Genomic DNA, 20186 nt, shown 5'->3' with positions numbered 1-20186 from the left:
ATAAAAATCTGTAATTGCCAGCCCGCCTTTCCGCGTTAAAAATTTGCTGCGTCTCAGCAGTGAATGTTTCTTTTATCTCAGCAACACATACCCCTACAAAAAGGCCTAATAATTATGAAGATAAAGAACCTGACTCTAACGCTCTGCACTACGCTCCTCCTTGCAAGCTTTGCAGGGCATGCCAAAGAGGTCAAAATTGGCATGGCGATTGACGACCTGCGCCTGGAGCGCTGGCAAAAAGATCGCGATATTTTTGTGAAGAAAGCAGAATCCCTCGGCGCCAGCGTGTTTGTTCAGTCGGCTAACGGCAACGAAGAAACACAAATGTCGCAGATCGAGAATATGATCAACCGTGGCGTCGATGTTCTGGTCATTATCCCCTATAACGGCCAGGTATTAAGTAACGTGGTGAAAGAAGCCAAACAGGAAGGCATAAAAGTCCTGGCCTATGACCGCATGATTAATAATGCGGATATTGATTATTATATTTCATTCGACAATGAAAAAGTCGGGGAATTACAGGCGCAAAGCCTGATCGACAAAGTGCCTCAGGGCAATTATTTCCTGATGGGCGGCTCTCCGGTAGATAACAACGCCAAACTGTTCCGCGAAGGGCAAATGAAAGTCCTTAAGCCTTACATCGACAACGGGAAAATTAAAGTGGTTGGCGATCAGTGGGCCGACGGCTGGCTACCAGAAAATGCGCTGAAAATTATGGAAAACGCGCTGACGGCCAACAACAACAAAATTGATGCGGTTGTGGCCTCCAACGATGCCACTGCAGGCGGTGCTATCCAGGCTCTGAGCGCCCAGGGGCTGGCCGGTAAAGTCGCCATTTCAGGACAGGATGCCGATCTCGCTGGCGTAAAACGCATTATCGCAGGCACCCAAACCATGACGGTCTACAAACCGATTACCCAGTTGGCCAATACGGCGGCGGAAATCGCCGTAGAGCTGGGCAATGGCAAACAACCTAAAGCAGACGCAACGCTTAATAACGGCCTGAAAGACGTTCCGGCTCGCCTGCTCACGCCGATTGAAGTCAATAAAGAGAACATTGACGCCACCGTGGTTAAAGACGGTTTCCACAAGAAGAGCGAACTGTAATCCGGCGCGGCCCCTGCTCTGCGGGGGCGCATCACGTTGTACTGTTCTTCCCTCGGGTTATGTGGAGCGGTTATGCCCTATTTACTTGAAATGAAAAGCATCACCAAACGCTTCGGCACGGTGAAAGCCGTCGACAACGTCAGCCTCCGGTTGAACCCCGGCGAAGTGGTTTCACTGTGCGGCGAGAACGGCTCGGGCAAGTCGACGCTGATGAAAGTACTGTGCGGGATCTACCCACACGGCAGCTATGAAGGCGAAATCGTCTTTGCCGGCGAAGTGATTCAGGCGACACACATCCGCGATACCGAACGCAAAGGCATCGCCATCATCCACCAGGAGCTGGCGCTGGTGAAGCATCTCACCGTACTGGAAAACATTTTCCTCGGGGCCGAAATTTCCCGCCACGGCGTGCTGGATTACGACACCATGACGCTCCGCTGCGAAAAGCTGCTGGCGCAGGTGAGCCTCAACATTTCACCGGATACCCGCGTGGGGGATCTGGGCCTGGGGCAACAGCAGCTGGTCGAAATCGCTAAAGCGCTCAATAAGCAGGTCAGGCTGCTGATCCTTGATGAGCCTACAGCCTCGCTTACCGAACAGGAAACCGCGGTTCTGCTCAACATCATCCGCGATCTGCAAAACCACGGCATCGCCTGTATCTACATTTCGCACAAGCTGAACGAGGTCAAAGCCATTTCGGACACCATCTGCGTGATCCGCGACGGGCAGCACATCGGCACGCGTGAAGCCGCCGGGATGAGCGAAGATGACATCATCACCATGATGGTGGGCCGCGAGCTGACGGCACTTTACCCGAATGAACCCCACGCAACGGGCGATGAAGTGCTGCGCGTGGAAAACCTGACCGCGTGGCACCCCGTTAACCACCACATCAAGCGCGTCAATAACGTCTCATTTTCTCTGCACAGCGGCGAAATTCTCGGTATTGCCGGGTTAGTCGGTGCCGGGCGCACCGAAGCCGTACAATGTTTGTTTGGCGTGTGGCCGGGGCGCTGGGAGGGCACCATTTATATCGACGGCCAGCCGGTGAAAATCGACAACTGCCAGCAGGCGATTGCCCACGGTATTGCCATGGTGCCAGAAGATCGTAAGAAAGACGGCATCGTACCGGTGATGGCGGTGGGTAAAAACATTACGCTTGCGGCACTCGATCGGTTCTCCGGCGCGCTGAGCAGCCTGGACGACGCCGCCGAGCAGCAGTGCATTCTCCAGTCACTCGCCCGGCTGAAGGTCAAAACCTCCTCGCCGGAGCTGGCGATAGGCCGCCTGAGCGGGGGAAATCAGCAGAAGGCGATTCTGGCGCGCTGCCTGCTTCTCAATCCACGCATATTAATCCTTGATGAGCCCACGCGCGGGATTGATATCGGTGCCAAATATGAAATCTACAAACTGATTAATCAGCTTGTACAGCAAGGGATTGCCGTCATTGTCATTTCGTCTGAGTTACCCGAAGTGCTCGGCCTGAGCGACCGCGTGCTGGTCATGCATGAGGGAAAACTGAAAGCCAACCTGATTAACCAGAACCTGACGCAGGAGCAGGTGATGGAAGCCGCTTTAAGGAGCGAACGTCATGTCGAAAAGCAATCCGTCTGATATCAAAGTCGCTGTTCCGACGCCCGGTGCGTTCGCGGGGCTAAAAGCGCTTAACCTGCAGGTTTTCGTGATGATCGCGGCCATTATCGTCATCATGCTGTTCTTTACCTGGATGACCGATGGCTCTTACTTAAGCGCGCGTAACGTCTCCAACCTGCTCCGCCAGACCGCCATCACCGGCATTCTCGCCGTTGGCATGGTGTTCGTGATTATCTCCGCGGAGATCGATCTTTCGGTCGGGTCGATGATGGGGCTGCTCGGCGGCGTCGCGGCGATTTTTGACGTCTGGCTCGGCTGGCCGCTGCCGCTAACCGTGGCGGTCACGCTGGTGCTGGGTCTGGTTCTGGGGGCCTGGAACGGCTGGTGGGTTGCCTACCGTAAGGTGCCATCGTTCATTGTCACCCTGGCGGGGATGCTGGCCTTCCGCGGGATCTTAATCGGCATCACTAACGGTACCACCGTCTCCCCGACCAGTGCAGCCATGTCGCAGATTGGCCAGAGTTATCTCTCAGATAGCATAGGTTTTACGATCGGTGTGGTGGGGTTGCTGGCGTTTGCCGCGTGGCAGTGGCGTGGACGCATGCGTCGTCAGTCGCTGGGGCTGGCTTCTCCGGCGTCAACGTCGGTAGTGGGGCGTCAGGCGCTCACGGCGGTCATTGTGCTCGGCGCCATCTGGCTTTTAAACGACTATCGCGGCGTTCCGACACCCGTCCTGCTGCTGGCGCTTCTGCTGCTGGGCGGCATGTTTATGGCCACGCGCACCGCGTTTGGTCGCCGTATTTATGCCATTGGCGGCAACCTTGAAGCTGCACGTCTCTCGGGTATCAATGTCGAACGCACCAAACTCGCGGTTTTCGCCATTAACGGCCTGATGGTCGCTATCGCCGGGCTGATCCTCAGCTCGCGTCTGGGCGCCGGCTCGCCCTCCGCCGGTAATATCGCCGAGCTGGATGCTATCGCCGCCTGCGTCATTGGCGGCACCAGCCTCGCAGGGGGTATCGGGAGCGTGGCGGGCGCGGTCATGGGGGCATTTATCATGGCGTCGTTGGATAACGGGATGAGTATGATGGACGTCCCGACGTTTTGGCAGTATATCGTCAAGGGGGCCATTCTTTTACTGGCAGTCTGGATGGACTCGGCCACCAAGCGACGGGCCTGATAACCGTATTGTGACTTAATTGGGAAGTGAGCCATGTTTGAAAAGCGTCACCGCATTACGTTGTTATTCAATGCCAATAAGGCCTACGACCGTCAGGTGGTGGAAGGCGTGGGTGAATATTTGCAGGCGTCGCAATCTGAATGGGATATTTTTATTGAAGAAGATTTTCGCACCCGTCTGGAGAACATCAAAGACTGGCTGGGCGATGGCGTCATCGCCGACTATGACGACCCCGTTATTGAGCAACTGCTGACCGACGTCGACGTTCCGATCGTGGGCGTCGGTGGCTCCTATCATTCGCCCGAACACTATCCGCCGGTTCACTATATTGCCACCGATAACCATGCCCTGGTCGAGGCCGCCTTTCTCCATTTAAAAGAGAAAGGCGTTCACCGCTTCGCGTTTTATGGTTTACCCGCCACCAGCGGCAAGCGCTGGGCCGTTGAACGCGAGCACGCGTTTTGCCAGCTGGTCGCGCAGGAGAAATACCGTGGCGTGGTCTATCAGGGGCTGGAGACCGCGCCGGAAAACTGGCAGCACGCGCAAAACCGCCTGGCGGACTGGCTGCAAACGCTGCCGCCGCAAACCGGTATTATCGCCGTGACGGACGCTCGCGCGCGTCACGTGCTGCAGGTCTGCGAACACTTACACATTCCGGTGCCCGAAAAACTGTGCGTGATTGGCATCGATAATGAAGAACTGACCCGCTACCTGTCCCGCGTGGCGCTATCCTCCGTTGCTCAGGGCACGCGTCAGATGGGCTATCAGGCGGCGAAGCTGCTGCATCGTCTGCTCGATAAAGAATCTCTGCCGCTTCAGCGCTTGCTCGTGCCTCCTGTCCGCGTCGTGGAACGTCGCTCAACCGATTATCGCTCCTTAAGCGACCCGGCCGTTATTCAGGCCATGCACTACATTCGCAACCACGCCTGCAAAGGGATAAAGGTCGATCAGGTGCTGGATTCGGTGGGCATTTCGCGTTCGAATCTGGAGAAGCGTTTTAAAGAAGAGGTGGGCGAAACCATTCATGCCGTCATCCATGCTGAAAAGCTGGAGAAAGCACGCAGCCTGCTCATTTCAACGTCGCTGTCGATCAACGAAATCTCGCAGATGTGCGGTTACCCGTCTCTGCAATACTTCTATTCCGTGTTTCGCAAGGAGTATGACACCACGCCGAAGGAGTATCGGGATCGCCACAGCGAGGTGCTGATATAGAAAAGAAAACGCCTTCCAGTGGAAGGAGTTTTCTTTGAGATTACATATGGGCGGCGATTAAGCGCTGGTTATCCTGGTACATGGCGAACAGATAGTTGTTATAGCTCTGTCCCTTTGTCGAATAACCTTTCAGCTTGTGGATCATCGTACTGGCCGTCACTTCCTGGTCCGCTTTACGCAGCTGAGCGCGTGATTTACGGAACGATGAGTAGGCCGGGTGCGTGTTCAGATTCACTACGTAAGCGCTGACGGAATCTTTCACAGATTCAAACTGCGAATAGCCTTTCACCTTGCCAGGGGCATTATTACAACGACCTTTCACACATTTCATGCCGAAAAGGTTGTTGTTGCTACGCGCAAGCTTAGAAGTACCCCAGCCGCTTTCGGCAGCAGCCATGGTAGCAACCATGCTGCCCGGGATGATATCTACACGCTCAAGGAGAGCATTCCACGGCACACGACGCGTGTTACCGTTCCAGCTCAGCTTGTAGCGCTTCGTGATATCTTTCAGACGCGCGCGCTCTGACGGCGACCAGCGGCTATCGTACTGTTTGGAAATCAGCCAGTTACGATCCGCAGTAATCGCGGCATTTTGACTCGTGATGTAAGGCATTACCGTCCGGAGAAACGCTTTTTTCCTTGGTGTTCCGGAAGGGTATTTTCGCAAATCAGGAAGTGAACTACTCTTTGCACTATTGCGAGAATACTCTTGTTTACTGCTAACCTTACTACTTGTCGTCTGTATTACGTGGGCTTTCTTACTCGTTGTATCCGTGTGCGTCTTCGCAAGCACCTCACCCGAAAATGCCGTGGTGAGTAACATGAGTATCGCAGCCCCATATCGTCGAATGGGAGTCGATATCATTAGGTCTCCTGGTCGGATGTAATCATCCCAACACCTTATTTTTTTCACAAATTTGAGAGCGGAATCTCAAATCATATCAAAAATAGACTTCAAGAGCACGTATAGAAATAGTCCAATTCCGAAACTATGTCACCTGAAACTTGCTCATAAAAACATCATTTCCGAAAAAATGTGCGCGCTATCGCAGATAACTGCCTAATTTTGCGCGAGATCACTCATCCTCACGCATCCTCCCGGCAGAAAGCGACAGGGGATGAGTTTCAGCTCCCCGCCTGATGGCACACTGGTCAAAAATGCCGCGACAGGAAAAAGGAATGAAACGTACCGCATTAGCCTTTCTGATGTTACCCGCACTGGCGCATGCCGACTGGTCATCGCCGGGGTTTAGCGCATTTAGCGCCGAAGGCACCGGGGTCTTCACCAGCCAGGCAAAGCTTGCGAAGGGTACGCGTCCTCTGACGCTGAGTTTTGACAAGACGTGCTGGCAGCCTGCGGACGCGATAAAACTCAATGAGATGCTGTCGCTCAAGCCCTGTGACGGCACGCCGCCGCAGTGGCGCCTTTTTCGCGACGGTGACTACCAGATGCGGATTGATACCCGCTCCGGCACGCCCACCCTGCTGCTGACGATTCAGAGTGTCGCAGAACAGCCGGTTGCAAACGTCATCCTCCAGTGTCCGAAGTGGGACGGTAAACCGCTGACGCTGGACGTCAGTAGTACCTTCCCGGAGGGCTCCGTCGTCCGCGACTACTACAGTAAACAGACGGCGACGGTGCAGAATGAAAAAATCACCCTGCAGCCAGCCGCCAACAGTAACGGCCTGCTGCTGCTTGAGCGCGCCGAGACCGACAAGCCTGCGCCGTTTAGCTGGCAAAACGCCACCGTCTATTTTGTGCTGACCGACCGTTATGTGAATGGTGACCCGGGCAACGACAACAGCTACGGTCGTCATAAAGACGGTATGCAGGAGATTGGCACCTTCCACGGCGGGGATCTCAAAGGACTTGCCGGCAAGCTCGATTATTTACAGCAGTTGGGAGTGAACGCGCTCTGGATAAGCTCCCCGCTTGAGCAAATCCGCGGCTGGGTAGGCGGTGGCACTAAAGGGGATTTCCCGCATTACGCCTATCACGGCTACTACACTCAGGACTGGACGAAGCTCGACGCCAATATGGGCACCGAAGATGATTTACGCCATCTTGTCGACGAAGCGCACAAGCGCGGGATCCGCGTTCTGTTCGATATCGTCATGAACCACGCCGGCTACGCGACGCTTGCTGATATGCAGGAGTACCAGTTTGGCTCGCTGTATCTGCAGGGAGATGAGCTGAAAAAGACGCTGGGAGAACGCTGGACGGACTGGAAGCCGGGCGCGGGCCAAAGCTGGCACAGCTTTAACGACTACATCAACTTTAGCGACAAAGCCGCATGGGAGAAATGGTGGGGCAAAAAGTGGATCCGCACGGATATCGGCGATTACGATAACCCCGGCTTCGACGATTTGACCATGTCGCTGGCATTTCTGCCGGATCTGAAAACGGAATCAACGACGCCTTCCGGATTGCCAAACTTTTACCAACACAAGCCCGACACCCACGCGAAGGCCATCCCGGGATATACCCCGCGCGATTATCTGACCCACTGGCTGAGCCAGTGGGTACGTGACTACGGCATCGACGGTTTCCGGGTGGATACGGCGAAACACGTTGAGCTTGCGGCCTGGCAACAGCTGAAAGACCAGGCAAGCCAGGCGCTGGCCGCCTGGAAAGGGGCGAACCCGGACAAAAAGCTCGACAACGCACCGTTCTGGATGACCGGAGAATCCTGGGGCCACGGGGTGATGCAAAGCGATTATTACCGCCACGGTTTTGATGCGATGATCAACTTTGATTATCAGGAGCAGGCGGCAAAAGCGGTGGATTGTCTGGCCGATATGGATCTCACCTGGCAGCAGATGGCGGAAAAGCTGCAAAGCTTCAATGTGCTGAGCTATCTCTCATCACATGATACGCGTCTGTTCCGCGAAGGGGGCCAGCGCGCGGCGGAGCTGCTTCTGCTGGCACCCGGCAGCGTACAAATCTATTACGGTGATGAATCCGAGCGTCCGTTCGGTCCGACGGGTTCTGACCCATTACAGGGCACCCGTTCGGATATGAACTGGCAGGACGTCACGGGCAAGCAGGCCTTAACCGTCGCCCACTGGCAAACGCTGGGCCAGTTCCGCGCCCGCCACCCGGCGATTGGTGAAGGCAAACAAACCACGCTGTCGCTGAACGAGGGGTATGGCTTCGTGCGCGAGCACAATGGCGATAAGGTGATGGTGGTATGGGCAGGTAATCAATAACGACACACTCCAGTTCCCTCTCCCTGTGGGAGAGGGCTGGGCTGAGGGAAAATCCACCAGAACTATTCACTACATAAATCCAAATAAGCCATACAAAACAACAAATCCGACCACATCACCCGATTTGCACCAGCACGGTGCTAGCGTTATGGTTACCCACTTTCAAAATAAGCTCGACAGATCACCTGCTATGACGTTTTCACTTTTCGGCGACAAATTTACCCGCCATTCAGGCATTACTCGCCTGATGGAGGATCTCAACGACGGGCTGCGCACACCGGGCGCAATCATGCTCGGCGGCGGAAACCCGGCTCAAATCCCGGAGATGAATACCTATTTCCAGACGCTGCTCGCTCAGATGCTGGAAAGCGGCAAAGCAACCGATGCGCTTTGCAATTACGACGGCCCGCAGGGTAAAACCGAACTGCTGGCACTCCTCGCCGAAATGCTGCGTGACGAGCTGGGTTGGGATATCGAACCACAGAATATTGCACTGACAAACGGCAGCCAGAGCGCGTTTTTCTACTTGTTTAACCTGTTCGCAGGGCGTCGCGCCGACGGCACCACCAAAAAAGTGCTGTTCCCGCTGGCACCGGAGTACATCGGCTACGCCGATTCCGGCCTGGAAGAGGATCTGTTCGTCTCCGCGCGCCCGAACATCGAGCTGCTGCCGGAAGGCCAGTTCAAATATCACGTCGATTTTGAACACCTGCATATTGGTGAAGAGACGGGCATGATCTGCGTATCGCGCCCGACTAACCCAACGGGCAACGTGATCACCGACGACGAACTGATGAAGCTGGATGCGCTGGCGAATCAGCACGGCATTCCGCTGGTGATCGATAACGCCTACGGCGTGCCGTTCCCGGGCATTATCTTCAGCGAAGCACGTCCGCTGTGGAACCCGAACATTGTCCTGTGCATGAGCCTCTCTAAGCTGGGTCTGCCGGGCAGTCGCTGCGGCATCATCATCGCCAACGAGAAAATCATCACCGCCATTACCAATATGAACGGCATTATTAGCCTTTCACCGGGCGGCATTGGCCCGGCGATGATGTGCGAAATGATTAAGCGCAACGACCTGCTGCGTCTGTCGAATGACGTGATCAAGCCATTCTATTACCAGCGCGTACAGGAGACGATTGCGATACTTCGCCGCTACTTGCCGGAAGAACGCTGCCTGATCCATAAACCTGAAGGAGCGATTTTCCTGTGGCTGTGGTTTAAGGATTTGCCTATCACCACCGAACTGCTCTACCAGCGCCTGAAAAAGCGCGGCGTGCTGATGGTACCGGGCGATTATTTCTTCCCGGGACTGGATAAGCCGTGGCCGCATACTCACCAGTGCATGCGCATGAACTACGTGCCCGATCCGGAAAAAATCGAAGCGGGTGTTAAAATTCTCGCCGAAGAAATTGAAAAAGCCTGGCGCGAAGGTAATTGTTAAATAATTAGGCTCTTCGGATGAAGAGCCTTATTTTTTCGGTGATCTATATATTTTATAAAGGATATATCCTTCAGCTTTATTTCCCTATTATTTAAAGGGGTTATTTAGGATAATTCCTGTTGTTTTAATGGCACTATAGTAATTCAAAAATAATTAAGTGGACGTTAAATAATAACTTCATTAACTCATTGTTATATAACATTTAAAACAAACAAAGTTGGTAAGCAAATATCCTCGAAGCGAGTCTGTGTGCATTTTTAAAATACTGCATATACTCACTAATACGCCGCTCGGCGTTCTATTGCGTGGAGTATTTTTATGCTACCTAATAATGCTAGTCGCATCAGCGTAATTGCTGCTGCGGTACTGCTCGCGTTCTCTCTTTCTGCCTGCAGTGGAAGCGGTGGCGGATCTCACTCAACAGCCAAAAATAACCCTGCTACCGGAAGTAATACCGGCTCGGGTGATGGAAGTGGCACAACGGCTAATAATGGCGGTTCAGATAGTAACGGATCTGGCTCAGGTTCAGGGACAGGATCTGGCTCCGGAACTGGCTCAGGAACGGGGACCGGAGGTAACGGCAGCGGAGGAACCGGAACAGGCAACACGGGCAGTGGCGGCACAACCACTGCAGGTGTGAATACTGTGCTGGGTGATGCCGGCAAAACGGTGACCAGCGTTGGCTCTACGGTGGATGGCCTTGGAAGCCAGATCCCGACAAATAATCCTGTCACGTCAACCGTTTCAACCACCGTCAGCGGTGTTGGCAGCGCCGTGTCCACCGTGGGGACAGGCGTCACGACTGGCGTTGGCGATCCAAACAACGCGAACGGTGTGGGCACAACGGTTAAAGGCGTGACCACGTCGGTTACCTCCCTGGGCAATACCGTTTCAACGGTAGGCACGGGCCTGGCGAGCTCCACTTCCGGAACACCGGTTAGCGGTGTAACCGGCCTGACGGGCAGCGTGGTCAACAGTACCGGGCAACTGGTCAGTAACACCGGCATGGGTCTCACCAACACGGTAAGCAGCCCTGCGGTCACTCAGGTAACAACCGATACCACGACCCTGGCTAACAAGACGCTGGGCGGAGTACAAGGCGTGACGCAAAGCGTGGGCACCACAACGGGTCTCGGCACACCGGTCAACGGCCTGCTGACCCAGGTGGGTAACACCGTGAGCGGCGTGGGGACCAACGTCAGCAACAGCAATAGCGGGCTTAGCGGTGTCGGTCAGGTCGTTCAAAATGTCGGCCAGACGGTCACGGATAGCGGTGCGCTAGTGAAACCTGCATCAACCACCGGAGGCGGAAGCGGCGGCACAGGCTCGCTGACAGCCGATGCCAATGTGACAGCGACCAGCAACAGCCTGAGCACAACGGTCAATACCACCCTCAATACGCTGACTGCGGGTGTAACGGCCAATGCAGGCACAACCCAAAACACGTCCACGACGAATCCGATTAACGGGCTCAACACGTTAACCACGAGTCTACTGACGCCAAAACAGTAAAACGGTTATTGCCTTTCTGCGCCCCTGCTTCAGGGGCGCTTCGTACAGCGACACTCCCCCTAACCGGGAATGATGAACAGGGATAGCGCGATGAAACACCACTTCCTTTTTTCGCTGACGGGGCTGGTTGTGCTGAGCATGGCCCGCGCCGATACTCTGCCCTCTATTATTAACCCCGATAACCCGGCGCAAGTTTCTCGTAACGTTGCCCCAGAACAGACTGAGGCCGTGCCACAGCCGAAAGTCAAAATAGAAAAACCACAGTCAACGCTGACGCCTGAAACGCCCATTACCATTAATCACATTCAGTTTATTGGCGGCACGCGTTATCCCTTAAAGGAATTACTTCAGCCCTTCAGGCCTTACGCCGGAAAAACCGTACCGCTAAAAACGCTCACGGGGCTGGTAAACGATATTACGGCGCGCTACAAGGCCGACGGTTTTCCCCTCTCCTATGCCTGGCTGCCCGATAATAATTTCCAGCAGGGAAATATTAAAATTGTCCTGGTCGAAGGGTACGTGGCGCACAGCGACATAGCCAGTAACAACCCCAATATCGCCGCGCGCCTTAAACGCTTGTCAGAAAAAATCATGGCGGAAAAACCGCTGTCTCAGGATACGTTCGATCGATATAGCCAGCTGATGACCCGCACCCCGAACGTTCCGGTCACGGCTAACGCGCAGCTGCCAACCAATATCTATGGCGCGGCGGCGATGAAAATAACCGGTAATCAGGAGCGGAGCTGGAATATCGCCTCGACGATCGATACCCGTAAAGGGCAAGATTTAATGATGCTAAACGGCACGCTCAGCAACCTGACAAGCTATGGCGATCAGCTGGGCGTGGCCACGCTTGTGCCTTTAGATAGCGACACGCGAAAGAGCTATGTGGGTCTGAACTGGCAGCAGTTTTTAAACGATGAAGGGCTGACCATGCAGCTCAAAGGCAGCTATTACCGTGAAGATCCGCGAGATTTTTCCCCCCTGCTCTCTTTGCCCAATAATATTCAGGTCGATTCGAAGCAAAAAACCACGCAATACAACGGCGGCGTGACGTTTGGCTATCCATTGCTGCTGACGCAAAAATCACAAATTAATCTGACCGGCGGTTTTGATTATACCGACCGCCAGGATGATTATGCTCTACAGGCCAGACTGCAGGGCAAAACCTATAGTCTTGACTCCGTCAACCAACACGCGCGTTATCCGGCGCTGGAAGTGGGTATCAACGGTGTGCATCAATTCACAGCCGCCAGCATCAGCGGCAGACTCAACGTACGACAGGGTATTGATGCGATGGGTGCCGATATCGTCTCAGTCCCTAAACCCGATATCAATTTTACGCTTACAAAAAGCTATTTAGACGCAGCCTGGCTGTTTGCCGATAAATGGCGGCTATCAACATCCTGGGAGGGAGACTGGTCAAATAACACGTTACCAGAGCCCGAACGCGTTAGCTTCGGTGCCCAGCGCTTTGGCCGTGGATATCAGGACAGTGAAGCAAGCGGTGATTACGGCTACGGCGGGCAGGTAGAACTGCGCTATATCAAGATGCGAAAAGAGAGCACCTGGCTTGCCACCATCCAACCCTATATCCTGGCCGATACCGCGCAAACCTGGTTTAACACGTCCGGTTTGCCTCATCAACGGCTCGGGTCAATTGCTACCGGGGTGATGATAGGCGATACGCGCCACTATAGCGTCACGGTTGAGGCTGCAAGACCCGTCGGGGATGTTCCGACAGACAGTCGCAACAGGGACTGGCGCTACAGCCTGACGTTCACCTGGAATTTCAATAAAATGCAGTAAGCTTTTCAGCCCGAATACTGACTGGATCAACGCAGCGCAGCGCGTGGGTTGGACAGGCCTCCACGCAGGCCGGCCCGCCTTCGCGATGCACACACAAATCACATTTCAGCGCCTGCGGCTTATTTCCCTCCAGGCGCACCTGCATCGCCCCAAACGGACACGCCACCACACAGCTTTTGCACCCAATGCAGCGCGTCTGCTCAACGAGCCAGGCTCCCGCCGTAAGGCTGATGGCATGGGTTGGACAGACGTTAGCACACGGCGCGTCCTCGCACTGATGGCAACCCACTGCCGTCGTGTAGTCGTCCCCCTTAACCACCCGAAGGCGGGGCGAAAAGGCATTTGCGGAGACGATGTCCAGATGCGACACCGCGCAGGCCACTTCGCAGGTGCGGCACCCAATGCATTTTTCCGCATCCGCCACGATAAATCGGTTCATGTGTTACGCCTCGCGTGCATTAAAAGCCGGTACTGCACACATCTTACATATTGCCCGATTCAGCGAAGGTGTGATAGGTCAAATAGGAGGCGCTCAGCTGGAATTATTATGCTCTTTACAATACCGCCGTTTCCAGACGGCAGGTGTTAAGCCCGTATGCTTTGAAAATATTTGCCGAAAATAGCCCACGTCATTAAAACCACAGCGGTTTGCTACTTAGGTAAGCGACGCAGATCCATCCAGCAACAGCTTTTCCACTGCCCTGACGCGCTGGCGATGTATCACCTCCGTCAGGGTTAAATGGAAAGTCCGGCGAAATACGTGCCCCAGGTAATCGGCATTGCAGTGCAACGCTTTTGCCAGCTGCGGCGTCGAAAGCGGTAAATGAAACTGCGTGCGAATAAGCTGCTTCGCCTTCCACGCCATCGCCGCACCGGCCTGATCCACGCTGTCTCCATTCCCTGAAGAGAGCGACACCTCCTATAAAATCATCTCCAGCGCCAGCACTGCACGCCAACCTTTATACCTCGGTTCAGTTGGGCAAATAGGGGAGTAGCAGAGATGCGGATTTGGGTGGATAAACATAAACAAGAATAATGTCACCTTTATGGATATATAATATTTTTATCAAGCTCAGTGATGCCGAGTTCACGGATTATCATCGACTGAAAGACAATGTGATCTAACCCTCGATATTGTTTTTTTGCAGCCGTCCAACTCAGACATACCATTGTCTGACATGCATTTTAGTGTTATTCCATAAAGACACACAGTTAAAAATAAGGACATCCCATGGAATTCACAGAAAGGTTAAATGCCTTATCAAATAAAATAAAACAACAACTTGATGCAATTAATACTGAAGAAGCAACAAAAACTGCATTCGTAATGCCATTCATTCATAACGTTCTGGGTTATGATGTTTTTGATCCTTCAGAGGTAACACCTGAATTTGTCTGTGATGTTGGTACAAAAAAGGGCGAGAAAATCGATTATGCCATAATGAAAAATAATGACGTTCAGATACTTATTGAATGTAAGAAAATTGGCGAACCATTAAATATAAATCATGCTTCGCAGTTATTCAGGTATTTTCATGTAACAAACGCCAGAATTTCAATCCTCACCAATGGACAAAATTATAAATTTTTTACAGATCTGGATGCTCCCAATAAAATGGATGAAAAACCATTTTTGGAAGTAGATCTTCTTGATATTGACGAAAATATAATACCTGAGCTAAAAAAATTAACTAAGTCTTCGTTTGACTTAGAATCAATTATCAATGCTGCTGGTGAATTAAAATATGTCAGCCAAATCAAAAAAAATCCTGCATTCTCAGCTAAATAATCCTGAAGATGACTTTGTGAAATTTTTTGCATCCCGGGTTTATGATGGGATTCTGACTCAAAAAGTCAGAGAGTCTTTTTTTAACTTGACCAAAAAAGCTGCAAGCCAGTACATAAATGATCAGGTTAATGAGCGACTTAAGTCAGCTATTACGGGCATAACTCCAGCGATCATCGATACTCCAAATGAGTCATCACAGATTGAGGAAGACGAATATAAAGATGAAAGTGATGTGGTTACAACGCTAGAGGAGCTCGAGGGATATCATATTGTTAAAGCAATCACCAGAGCAGTACTGGAGGCACCCCGTATAACTCACAGAGATACCAAAAGTTACTTTGGTATTCTTGTAGATGACAACAACCGCAAACCCCTTTGCCGATTGCATTTTAATCGTACGCAAAAATACATCGGACTTTTCGACATAGAAAAAAACGAAACGCGTCATCCTATAACGACAGTCGATGATATCTATTCCTTTGCTGATATCCTGAGAGCGACAGCAGCTCTATATAATTAATTTTTTACCCAGGCAGCACGCGACGTGCTGCCTCAGCCTGGAACGTCAGGGAAAAAGCCGCTGGCACTACCGTCGAAGTCAGAATGAATGTAAGCCGGATAAAACATAACGACTCCTGATATCCGTGCTTAATTCGCGCCCGTCGCCAAATCCGGGCGAGAGTGCCCGGTTTAAATTTCTTTAAGAATGATACACATGATGCGCACCTTTATTGATGGCGCAGATCGCATTAGCGTATCAGGAATATTAAGGAGGGAGTCATTACGGGAAGGGAAACGGGAGATGGGTACTATCAAATATGCCCGGCGGCGCTTCGCTTACGCGGGCCTACGTAAAACTGCGATGGCAGTCCATGTAGGCCCGCGTAAGCGAAGCCGCCACCCGGCTTTAGCGCATCAGAAACGCCAGGTCAGGCCGGTCATCAGCGCGAAGCTGTCGTCGCGGTCGATCATCGGGCTGTTCTTCACGTCGTCAGGCAATACGGTGTAGACCGCGCTGGCGTTGAGATACAGCTTCTGGGTTAACTGATATTTGGCCGCCAGGCCAACGTATGGTGTCCAGCTGTCACCGGCGGTGTATTCATCCAGACCTGAGCGACGAGACTCGCTGCCGGATACACCGTAGTAGTAGTCGTTATAGCTTTCGTCGCTATAGAAAATACCGACAGAGGGCGTCAGGGTCAGGCGTTCCATCCTGATTGGACGGAAGTATGAAACCTCGCCGATCATACCGCCGCTTTCATCCGTGGCATCGCCCGAGACCGCCACTTTCAGCGAACCCCAGCTTTCGTGGCGGTAGTACGCGCCGCCGAGGAAGGCAGAAGCTTTACGCTCATCAAGCTTTTTCATCTGATGGTCGTCGTTGTCATCTGGATCGAAATGCAGCGGCATCCACGATGCGGTCAGGCTGAGTTCATTTTTTGCGTCTTTCCACAGGATCCATCCGCCCGTGGTCTGGCGAACATAAAAGCTATCGCCTTCGTAGCTAATTAACGGTACTGCGGTCGTATTTTCGTTATAGCCTTTGTAAGGAGACTCATTAAATACAGCCCCCGCTCCTAGTGAAAAGTCACCGGCCATTGCTGATGATGTTGCAAATATCGTGGCAGCGATGAGTAAATTGTATTTAATAGTCATTACATGTAATCCATTAAAATGCCAAACAAGCGAGGCGCATAATAATGGTTACAAATTTGCCAATGCAACGCTGCGGTTTATATAATATTATATATAAAATCATATAGATGGGTGCGCAGGATGAGTAATTTACAGCTAAAGCCACGCGAATTAAAAATCATATCCGTCATCGCAGCAACTCGCAGCATTGGTGATGCCGCCGCCCTGCTGGGCATGGCGCAGGCCAACGTCAGTAAATATCTGTCTGATTTTGAAACACGGGTTGGACTCAAGGTTTTTGAACGCACCACGCGCCAGCTGGCGCTTACTCAGTTCGGTGAAGCGTTACTTCCCTACGTTAACGCCACGCTGGATAAAAACACGCAACTTGTTAATTTCATTGCTGATTACAAGCATGAAAAACGCGGTAAGGTCACGATTTACGCCCCTACGGGTATTGTGACCTATCTGTCTCGACATGTGATCCACAAAATCGAGGATATCGGTGACATCCGCATATCCCTGAAAACGTACAATCTGGATCGCAATGAATTTGCTGAAGGTGTTTCGTTTCCAGATGACTGCGATATTTTAATTACCTATGCGCAGCCGAAAGACGAAAGTCTGGTTGCCAGCGTGTTAACAAAATATTCCGTTACGGCATTTGCAACCGTTGAGTATTTAAATAAACATCCCTTAAAGGGACCTGAAGATTTAATTAATCACTCCTGTATTCTCATTGACTCCATGCTGGTCGATGATGCAAATATATGGCGTTTCCGCGTGCATGGCAGCGATAACGTGCATGACTACCGGGTGACCGGTAATTATATTTGCGACAATACGCAGACGGCCCTGGAGCTGGCAAGAAATAATCTTGGGATTGTTTTTGCGCCAAAAGAGAGTCTGAAAAAAGAATTAACGCAAGGGATGCTGGTCCCCTGCTTCCCGCATCAGGAAGAGTGGTGGCTCGATCTGACGGCCATCTTCCGCAAACGCGAATACCAACCCTGGCGCGTGCAATACGTTCTGGATGGCGTTCTGAACTGCCTGCGCCAGCAAATAGCTCAGACCGCCCATGGACGGCCTGAGCTGGGCGACTAGAACAGCCCCAGCGGTTTATCGGAGTAGCTGACCAGCAAACATTTCGTCTGCTGATAATGTTCCAGCATCATCTTGTGGGTTTCACGCCCGATGCCCGATTGCTTATAACCGCCAAATGCCGCGTGCGCCGGATAGGCGTGGTAGCAGTTGGTCCAGACGCGCCCGGCCTGAATGCCTCTGCCCATTTTATAAGCCAGATTACCGTTACGGCTCCAGACGCCGGCTCCCAGGCCATACGGCGTGTCGTTGGCAATCTCCAGCGCCTCCTCCATCGTTTTGAAGGTGGTCACGGCCAGTACCGGTCCGAAAATTTCCTCCTGGAAGACGCGCATGTTGTTCTGACCGAACAGGATCGTCGGCTCAAGGTAATACCCTTCCTGCAGATCCCCACCGAGCACCTTACGGCGACCGCCGGTCAGAATATCCGCCCCCTCTTTCTTGCCGATGTCGATGTAGTTGAGGATAGTTTCCAGCTGTCCGTGCGAGACCTGCGCCCCCATCTGCGTGACGTTATCGAGCGGGTTACCGCTGCGGATAGACTCTACGCGGCGAATGGCCCGCTCCATAAAGCGCTCATAGATGGACTCCTGCACCAGCGCGCGGCTCGGGCAGGTGCAGACTTCGCCCTGGTTAAACGCAAACAGCGCAAACCCTTCCAGGGCTTTATCGAAGAAGGCATCCTCTTCCTCCATCACGTCCGCGAAGAAGATGTTCGGGGATTTCCCGCCCAGCTCCAGGGTCACCGGAATGATGTTCTGCGTGGCGTACTGCATAATCTGCTGGCCCACTTCCGTCGACCCGGTAAACGCCACTTTGGCGATACGTTTTGAGGTGGCCAGATATTCCCCTATCTCACCGCCCGCACCGTTGACCACGTTAATCACGCCCGGCGGCAGGAGATCGCCAACGATTTCCATCAGCAGCAGTACCGAGAGCGGGGTCAGACGCGCCGGTTTGAGCACAATACAGTTGCCGGCCGCCAGCGCGGGCGCCATCTTCCAGCTCGCCATCAGCAGCGGGAAGTTCCACGGAATGATTTGCCCGACGACGCCCAGCGGTTCGCGGAAATGATACGCCACGGTGTCGCTGTCTACCTCGCTTATTCCGCCCTCCTGAGCGCGAATGCAGGAGGCAAAATAGCGGAAGTGGTCGATGGCCAGCGGCACGTCTGCCGCCATCGTTTCCCGGATCGGCTTGCCGTTATCCCAGGTTTCCGCCGTCGCCAGCAGCTCCAGATTCTGCTCCATCCGGTCAGCGATTTTGAACAAAATAGCCGCGCGGTCCTGAACTGAGGTATGGCCCCATTTATCTTTCGCTTTGTGCGCCGCATCCAGCGCCAGATCGATATCGCGCTTGCCGGAGCTGGCTATTTCGCACAGCGGCTGGCCGGTTACGGGGGTCAGGTTGGAATAGTATTCGCCGTCGACGGGAGCTACCCAGTCGCCGCCAATAAAGTTGTCATAACGAGGCTTCAGCTTGAGGGGAAAACCATACTCGCCGGGCTGGATACGCGATGAGGGAGGATTGTTTGTCATGACCGTCTCCTTGCTGTTGGTGTACAACAAGGGTAGTTCCGGCTGGCGTTTTTCTCGCCAGTGGGTGACGGGTTTACGAGCCGTATCACGGATTACCGTACTTTACGTTTCGTTTCTGCCACTGAGCCATACTTAACAAGTCAAGAGCTCATAAGGAACGATGCGATGCAGCTATTTATCGGTTTTGACGTAGGCGGAACCCATATCAAGCACGGCGTGATTGATGAAAATGGCAAGGAGCTGACGACAGACGAGTACGATACCCCTGAGGATAAAAACACCTTCAAAAAGAAGTGGAAAGCGGTAGTTGAAGCGTATCAGGACGAATACGATATCGTCGGTATCGGCGTGAGCTTTCCCGGCCATATTAACCACCATAGCGGCGAAGCGGCTAAAGCGGGCGCGCTCGACTATCTCGACAGCGAAAACCTGTGCGAACTCTTCGCCGATCTGACCGATCTTCCCGTCACCGTGGAAAACGACGCCAACTGTGCGGCGCTGGGCGAGCGCTGGCAGGGCGCGGGTAAGGATTACGAGCATTTCGTCTGTATCACCATCGGCACGGGCATCGGTGGCGGGATTGTGATGGAAGGCGATCTCTATCGCGGGTCGCATTACCGCGCCGGCGAATTTGGCGTGCTGCCCGTGGGGGACCAGGGCGAACCGATGCACGAGGTTGCGTCTGCCAGCGGCCTGATGAAAGCCTGCCGCCGCGCGCTGGCCGTTTCAGAAGAAGAAATGCCTGACGGCAAGGAGCTGTTTAAACGTATGGAGAGCGACGTGCATCTGCGCGAAGCTATTGAAGCCTGGGCGCATTTTCTCTCGCGCGGCGTTTATAGCGTGATCTCGATGTTCGATCCACAGGCAGTGCTGATTGGCGGAGGGGTAAGCGAGCAGGAGAAAATTTATCTCCTGCTCGATAAGTACCTGGAGCAATTCGAGGAATGGGAAGCACTCAAAGTGCCCATTCTGCCCTGCGAGCTGGGTAACCAGGCAGGAAGACTGGGCGCGGTATGGCTGGCAAAGCAAAAACTCTCCCGCCACACGTAGCGC

Annotated in this window: 15 protein-coding genes and 4 pseudogenes; 13 read left to right on the top strand and 6 right to left on the bottom strand. The window is 53.2% G+C overall.

What is annotated here, in order from left to right; translation table 11 throughout:
* Nucleotides 1-114: 114 nt before the first annotated feature.
* From xylF to xylR, 4 genes are all read left to right on the top strand, one after another.
* Complete coding sequence (xylF, locus tag ACOTZB_RS18970) at nt 115-1107, top strand: D-xylose ABC transporter substrate-binding protein (protein ID WP_032650791.1); 993 nt, start codon at nt 115-117, stop codon at nt 1105-1107.
* A gap of 72 nt (nt 1108-1179) precedes the next feature.
* Nucleotides 1180-2721: a xylose ABC transporter ATP-binding protein gene (locus ACOTZB_RS18965; RefSeq protein ID WP_421628164.1), complete on the top strand. Its 1542-nt coding sequence runs from the start codon at nt 1180-1182 to the stop codon at nt 2719-2721.
* Complete coding sequence (gene xylH, locus ACOTZB_RS18960) at nt 2699-3880, top strand: xylose ABC transporter permease XylH (RefSeq protein WP_421628163.1); 1182 nt, start codon at nt 2699-2701, stop codon at nt 3878-3880. The genes ACOTZB_RS18965 and xylH overlap by 23 nt, the downstream gene beginning before the upstream one ends.
* A gap of 33 nt (nt 3881-3913) precedes the next feature.
* The gene (xylR, locus tag ACOTZB_RS18955) at nt 3914-5092 is read left to right on the top strand and encodes a D-xylose utilization transcriptional activator XylR (RefSeq protein WP_021242460.1); all 1179 of its coding nucleotides are present in this window, start codon (nt 3914-3916) and stop codon (nt 5090-5092) included.
* A 40-nt stretch (nt 5093-5132) separates the two neighbouring features.
* On the opposite strand, the gene ACOTZB_RS18950 is transcribed toward xylR, so the two are convergent.
* Nucleotides 5133-5957, bottom strand: a complete 825-nt coding sequence (locus tag ACOTZB_RS18950; protein ID WP_059347330.1) for a protein bax — start codon at nt 5955-5957, stop codon at nt 5133-5135.
* A gap of 314 nt (nt 5958-6271) precedes the next feature.
* Here ACOTZB_RS18950 and ACOTZB_RS18945 point away from each other — a divergent pair, with 314 nt between their 5' ends.
* From ACOTZB_RS18945 to ACOTZB_RS18925, 5 genes are all read left to right on the top strand, one after another.
* Entirely contained in the window at nt 6272-8302 is a 2031-nt protein-coding gene (locus ACOTZB_RS18945) for an alpha-amylase (RefSeq protein WP_421628161.1), read from the top strand.
* Nucleotides 8303-8492: 190 nt separating this feature from the next.
* Complete coding sequence (avtA, locus tag ACOTZB_RS18940) at nt 8493-9749, top strand: valine--pyruvate transaminase (protein WP_039261150.1); 1257 nt, start codon at nt 8493-8495, stop codon at nt 9747-9749.
* A 403-nt stretch (nt 9750-10152) separates the two neighbouring features.
* The gene (locus ACOTZB_RS18935; protein ID WP_421628159.1) at nt 10153-10389 is read left to right on the top strand and encodes a hypothetical protein; all 237 of its coding nucleotides are present in this window, start codon (nt 10153-10155) and stop codon (nt 10387-10389) included.
* Between the two features lie 5 nt (nt 10390-10394).
* Entirely contained in the window at nt 10395-11261 is an 867-nt protein-coding gene (locus ACOTZB_RS18930; protein WP_421628158.1) for a collagen-like triple helix repeat-containing protein, read from the top strand.
* Between the two features lie 90 nt (nt 11262-11351).
* Nucleotides 11352-13070, top strand: coding sequence for a ShlB/FhaC/HecB family hemolysin secretion/activation protein (locus ACOTZB_RS18925; RefSeq protein ID WP_421628156.1), 1719 nt, complete (start codon nt 11352-11354; stop codon nt 13068-13070).
* Here the strand turns inward: ACOTZB_RS18925 and ACOTZB_RS18920 are convergent.
* Nucleotides 13054-13509 carry a 4Fe-4S dicluster domain-containing protein gene (locus ACOTZB_RS18920; protein WP_193805460.1) on the bottom strand — a complete coding sequence of 152 codons (456 nt, stop codon included), beginning with the start codon at nt 13507-13509 and terminating at the stop codon, nt 13054-13056. The two genes, ACOTZB_RS18925 and ACOTZB_RS18920, sit on opposite strands and share 17 nt — an antisense overlap.
* A 93-nt stretch (nt 13510-13602) precedes the next feature.
* Nucleotides 13603-13956 (bottom strand): annotated as a pseudogene (locus ACOTZB_RS18915) (helix-turn-helix transcriptional regulator); the annotation flags it as partial.
* A 48-nt stretch (nt 13957-14004) separates the two neighbouring features.
* On the opposite strand from ACOTZB_RS18915, the pseudogene ACOTZB_RS18910 reads away from it, so the two are divergent.
* Nucleotides 14005-14106, top strand: a pseudogene (locus tag ACOTZB_RS18910) (hypothetical protein); the annotation flags it as partial.
* Nucleotides 14107-14301: 195 nt separating this feature from the next.
* Nucleotides 14302-15379: pseudogene (locus ACOTZB_RS18905) on the top strand (type I restriction endonuclease).
* Between the two features lie 35 nt (nt 15380-15414).
* Here ACOTZB_RS18905 and ACOTZB_RS18900 read toward each other — a convergent pair.
* Both ACOTZB_RS18900 and ACOTZB_RS18895 read right to left on the bottom strand, forming a co-directional pair.
* Nucleotides 15415-15486 (bottom strand): annotated as a pseudogene (locus ACOTZB_RS18900) (type II toxin-antitoxin system HicB family antitoxin); the annotation flags it as partial.
* A gap of 288 nt (nt 15487-15774) precedes the next feature.
* Nucleotides 15775-16515 (bottom strand): MipA/OmpV family protein, encoded by a 741-nt coding sequence (locus ACOTZB_RS18895; RefSeq protein ID WP_421628154.1) that lies wholly within the window; start codon nt 16513-16515, stop codon nt 15775-15777.
* Between the two features lie 120 nt (nt 16516-16635).
* Here ACOTZB_RS18895 and ACOTZB_RS18890 point away from each other — a divergent pair, with 120 nt between their 5' ends.
* Entirely contained in the window at nt 16636-17598 is a 963-nt protein-coding gene (locus ACOTZB_RS18890; protein WP_193805457.1) for a LysR family transcriptional regulator, read from the top strand.
* Here ACOTZB_RS18890 and aldB read toward each other — a convergent pair.
* Nucleotides 17595-19133, bottom strand: a complete 1539-nt coding sequence (aldB, locus tag ACOTZB_RS18885) for an aldehyde dehydrogenase AldB (RefSeq protein WP_421628152.1) — start codon at nt 19131-19133, stop codon at nt 17595-17597. The genes ACOTZB_RS18890 and aldB overlap by 4 nt on opposite strands.
* Nucleotides 19134-19298: 165 nt before the next feature.
* Here aldB and ACOTZB_RS18880 point away from each other — a divergent pair, with 165 nt between their 5' ends.
* Complete coding sequence (locus tag ACOTZB_RS18880) at nt 19299-20183, top strand: ROK family protein (RefSeq protein WP_223604870.1); 885 nt, start codon at nt 19299-19301, stop codon at nt 20181-20183.
* Nucleotides 20184-20186: the final 3 nt, after the last annotated feature.

Source organism: Enterobacter cloacae complex sp. SHL020 (genome assembly GCF_049236945.1).
GTDB classification, from domain to species: Bacteria; Pseudomonadota; Gammaproteobacteria; order Enterobacterales; family Enterobacteriaceae; genus Enterobacter; species Enterobacter dykesii.
This window is presented reverse-complemented; position numbering and strand designations above follow the sequence as displayed.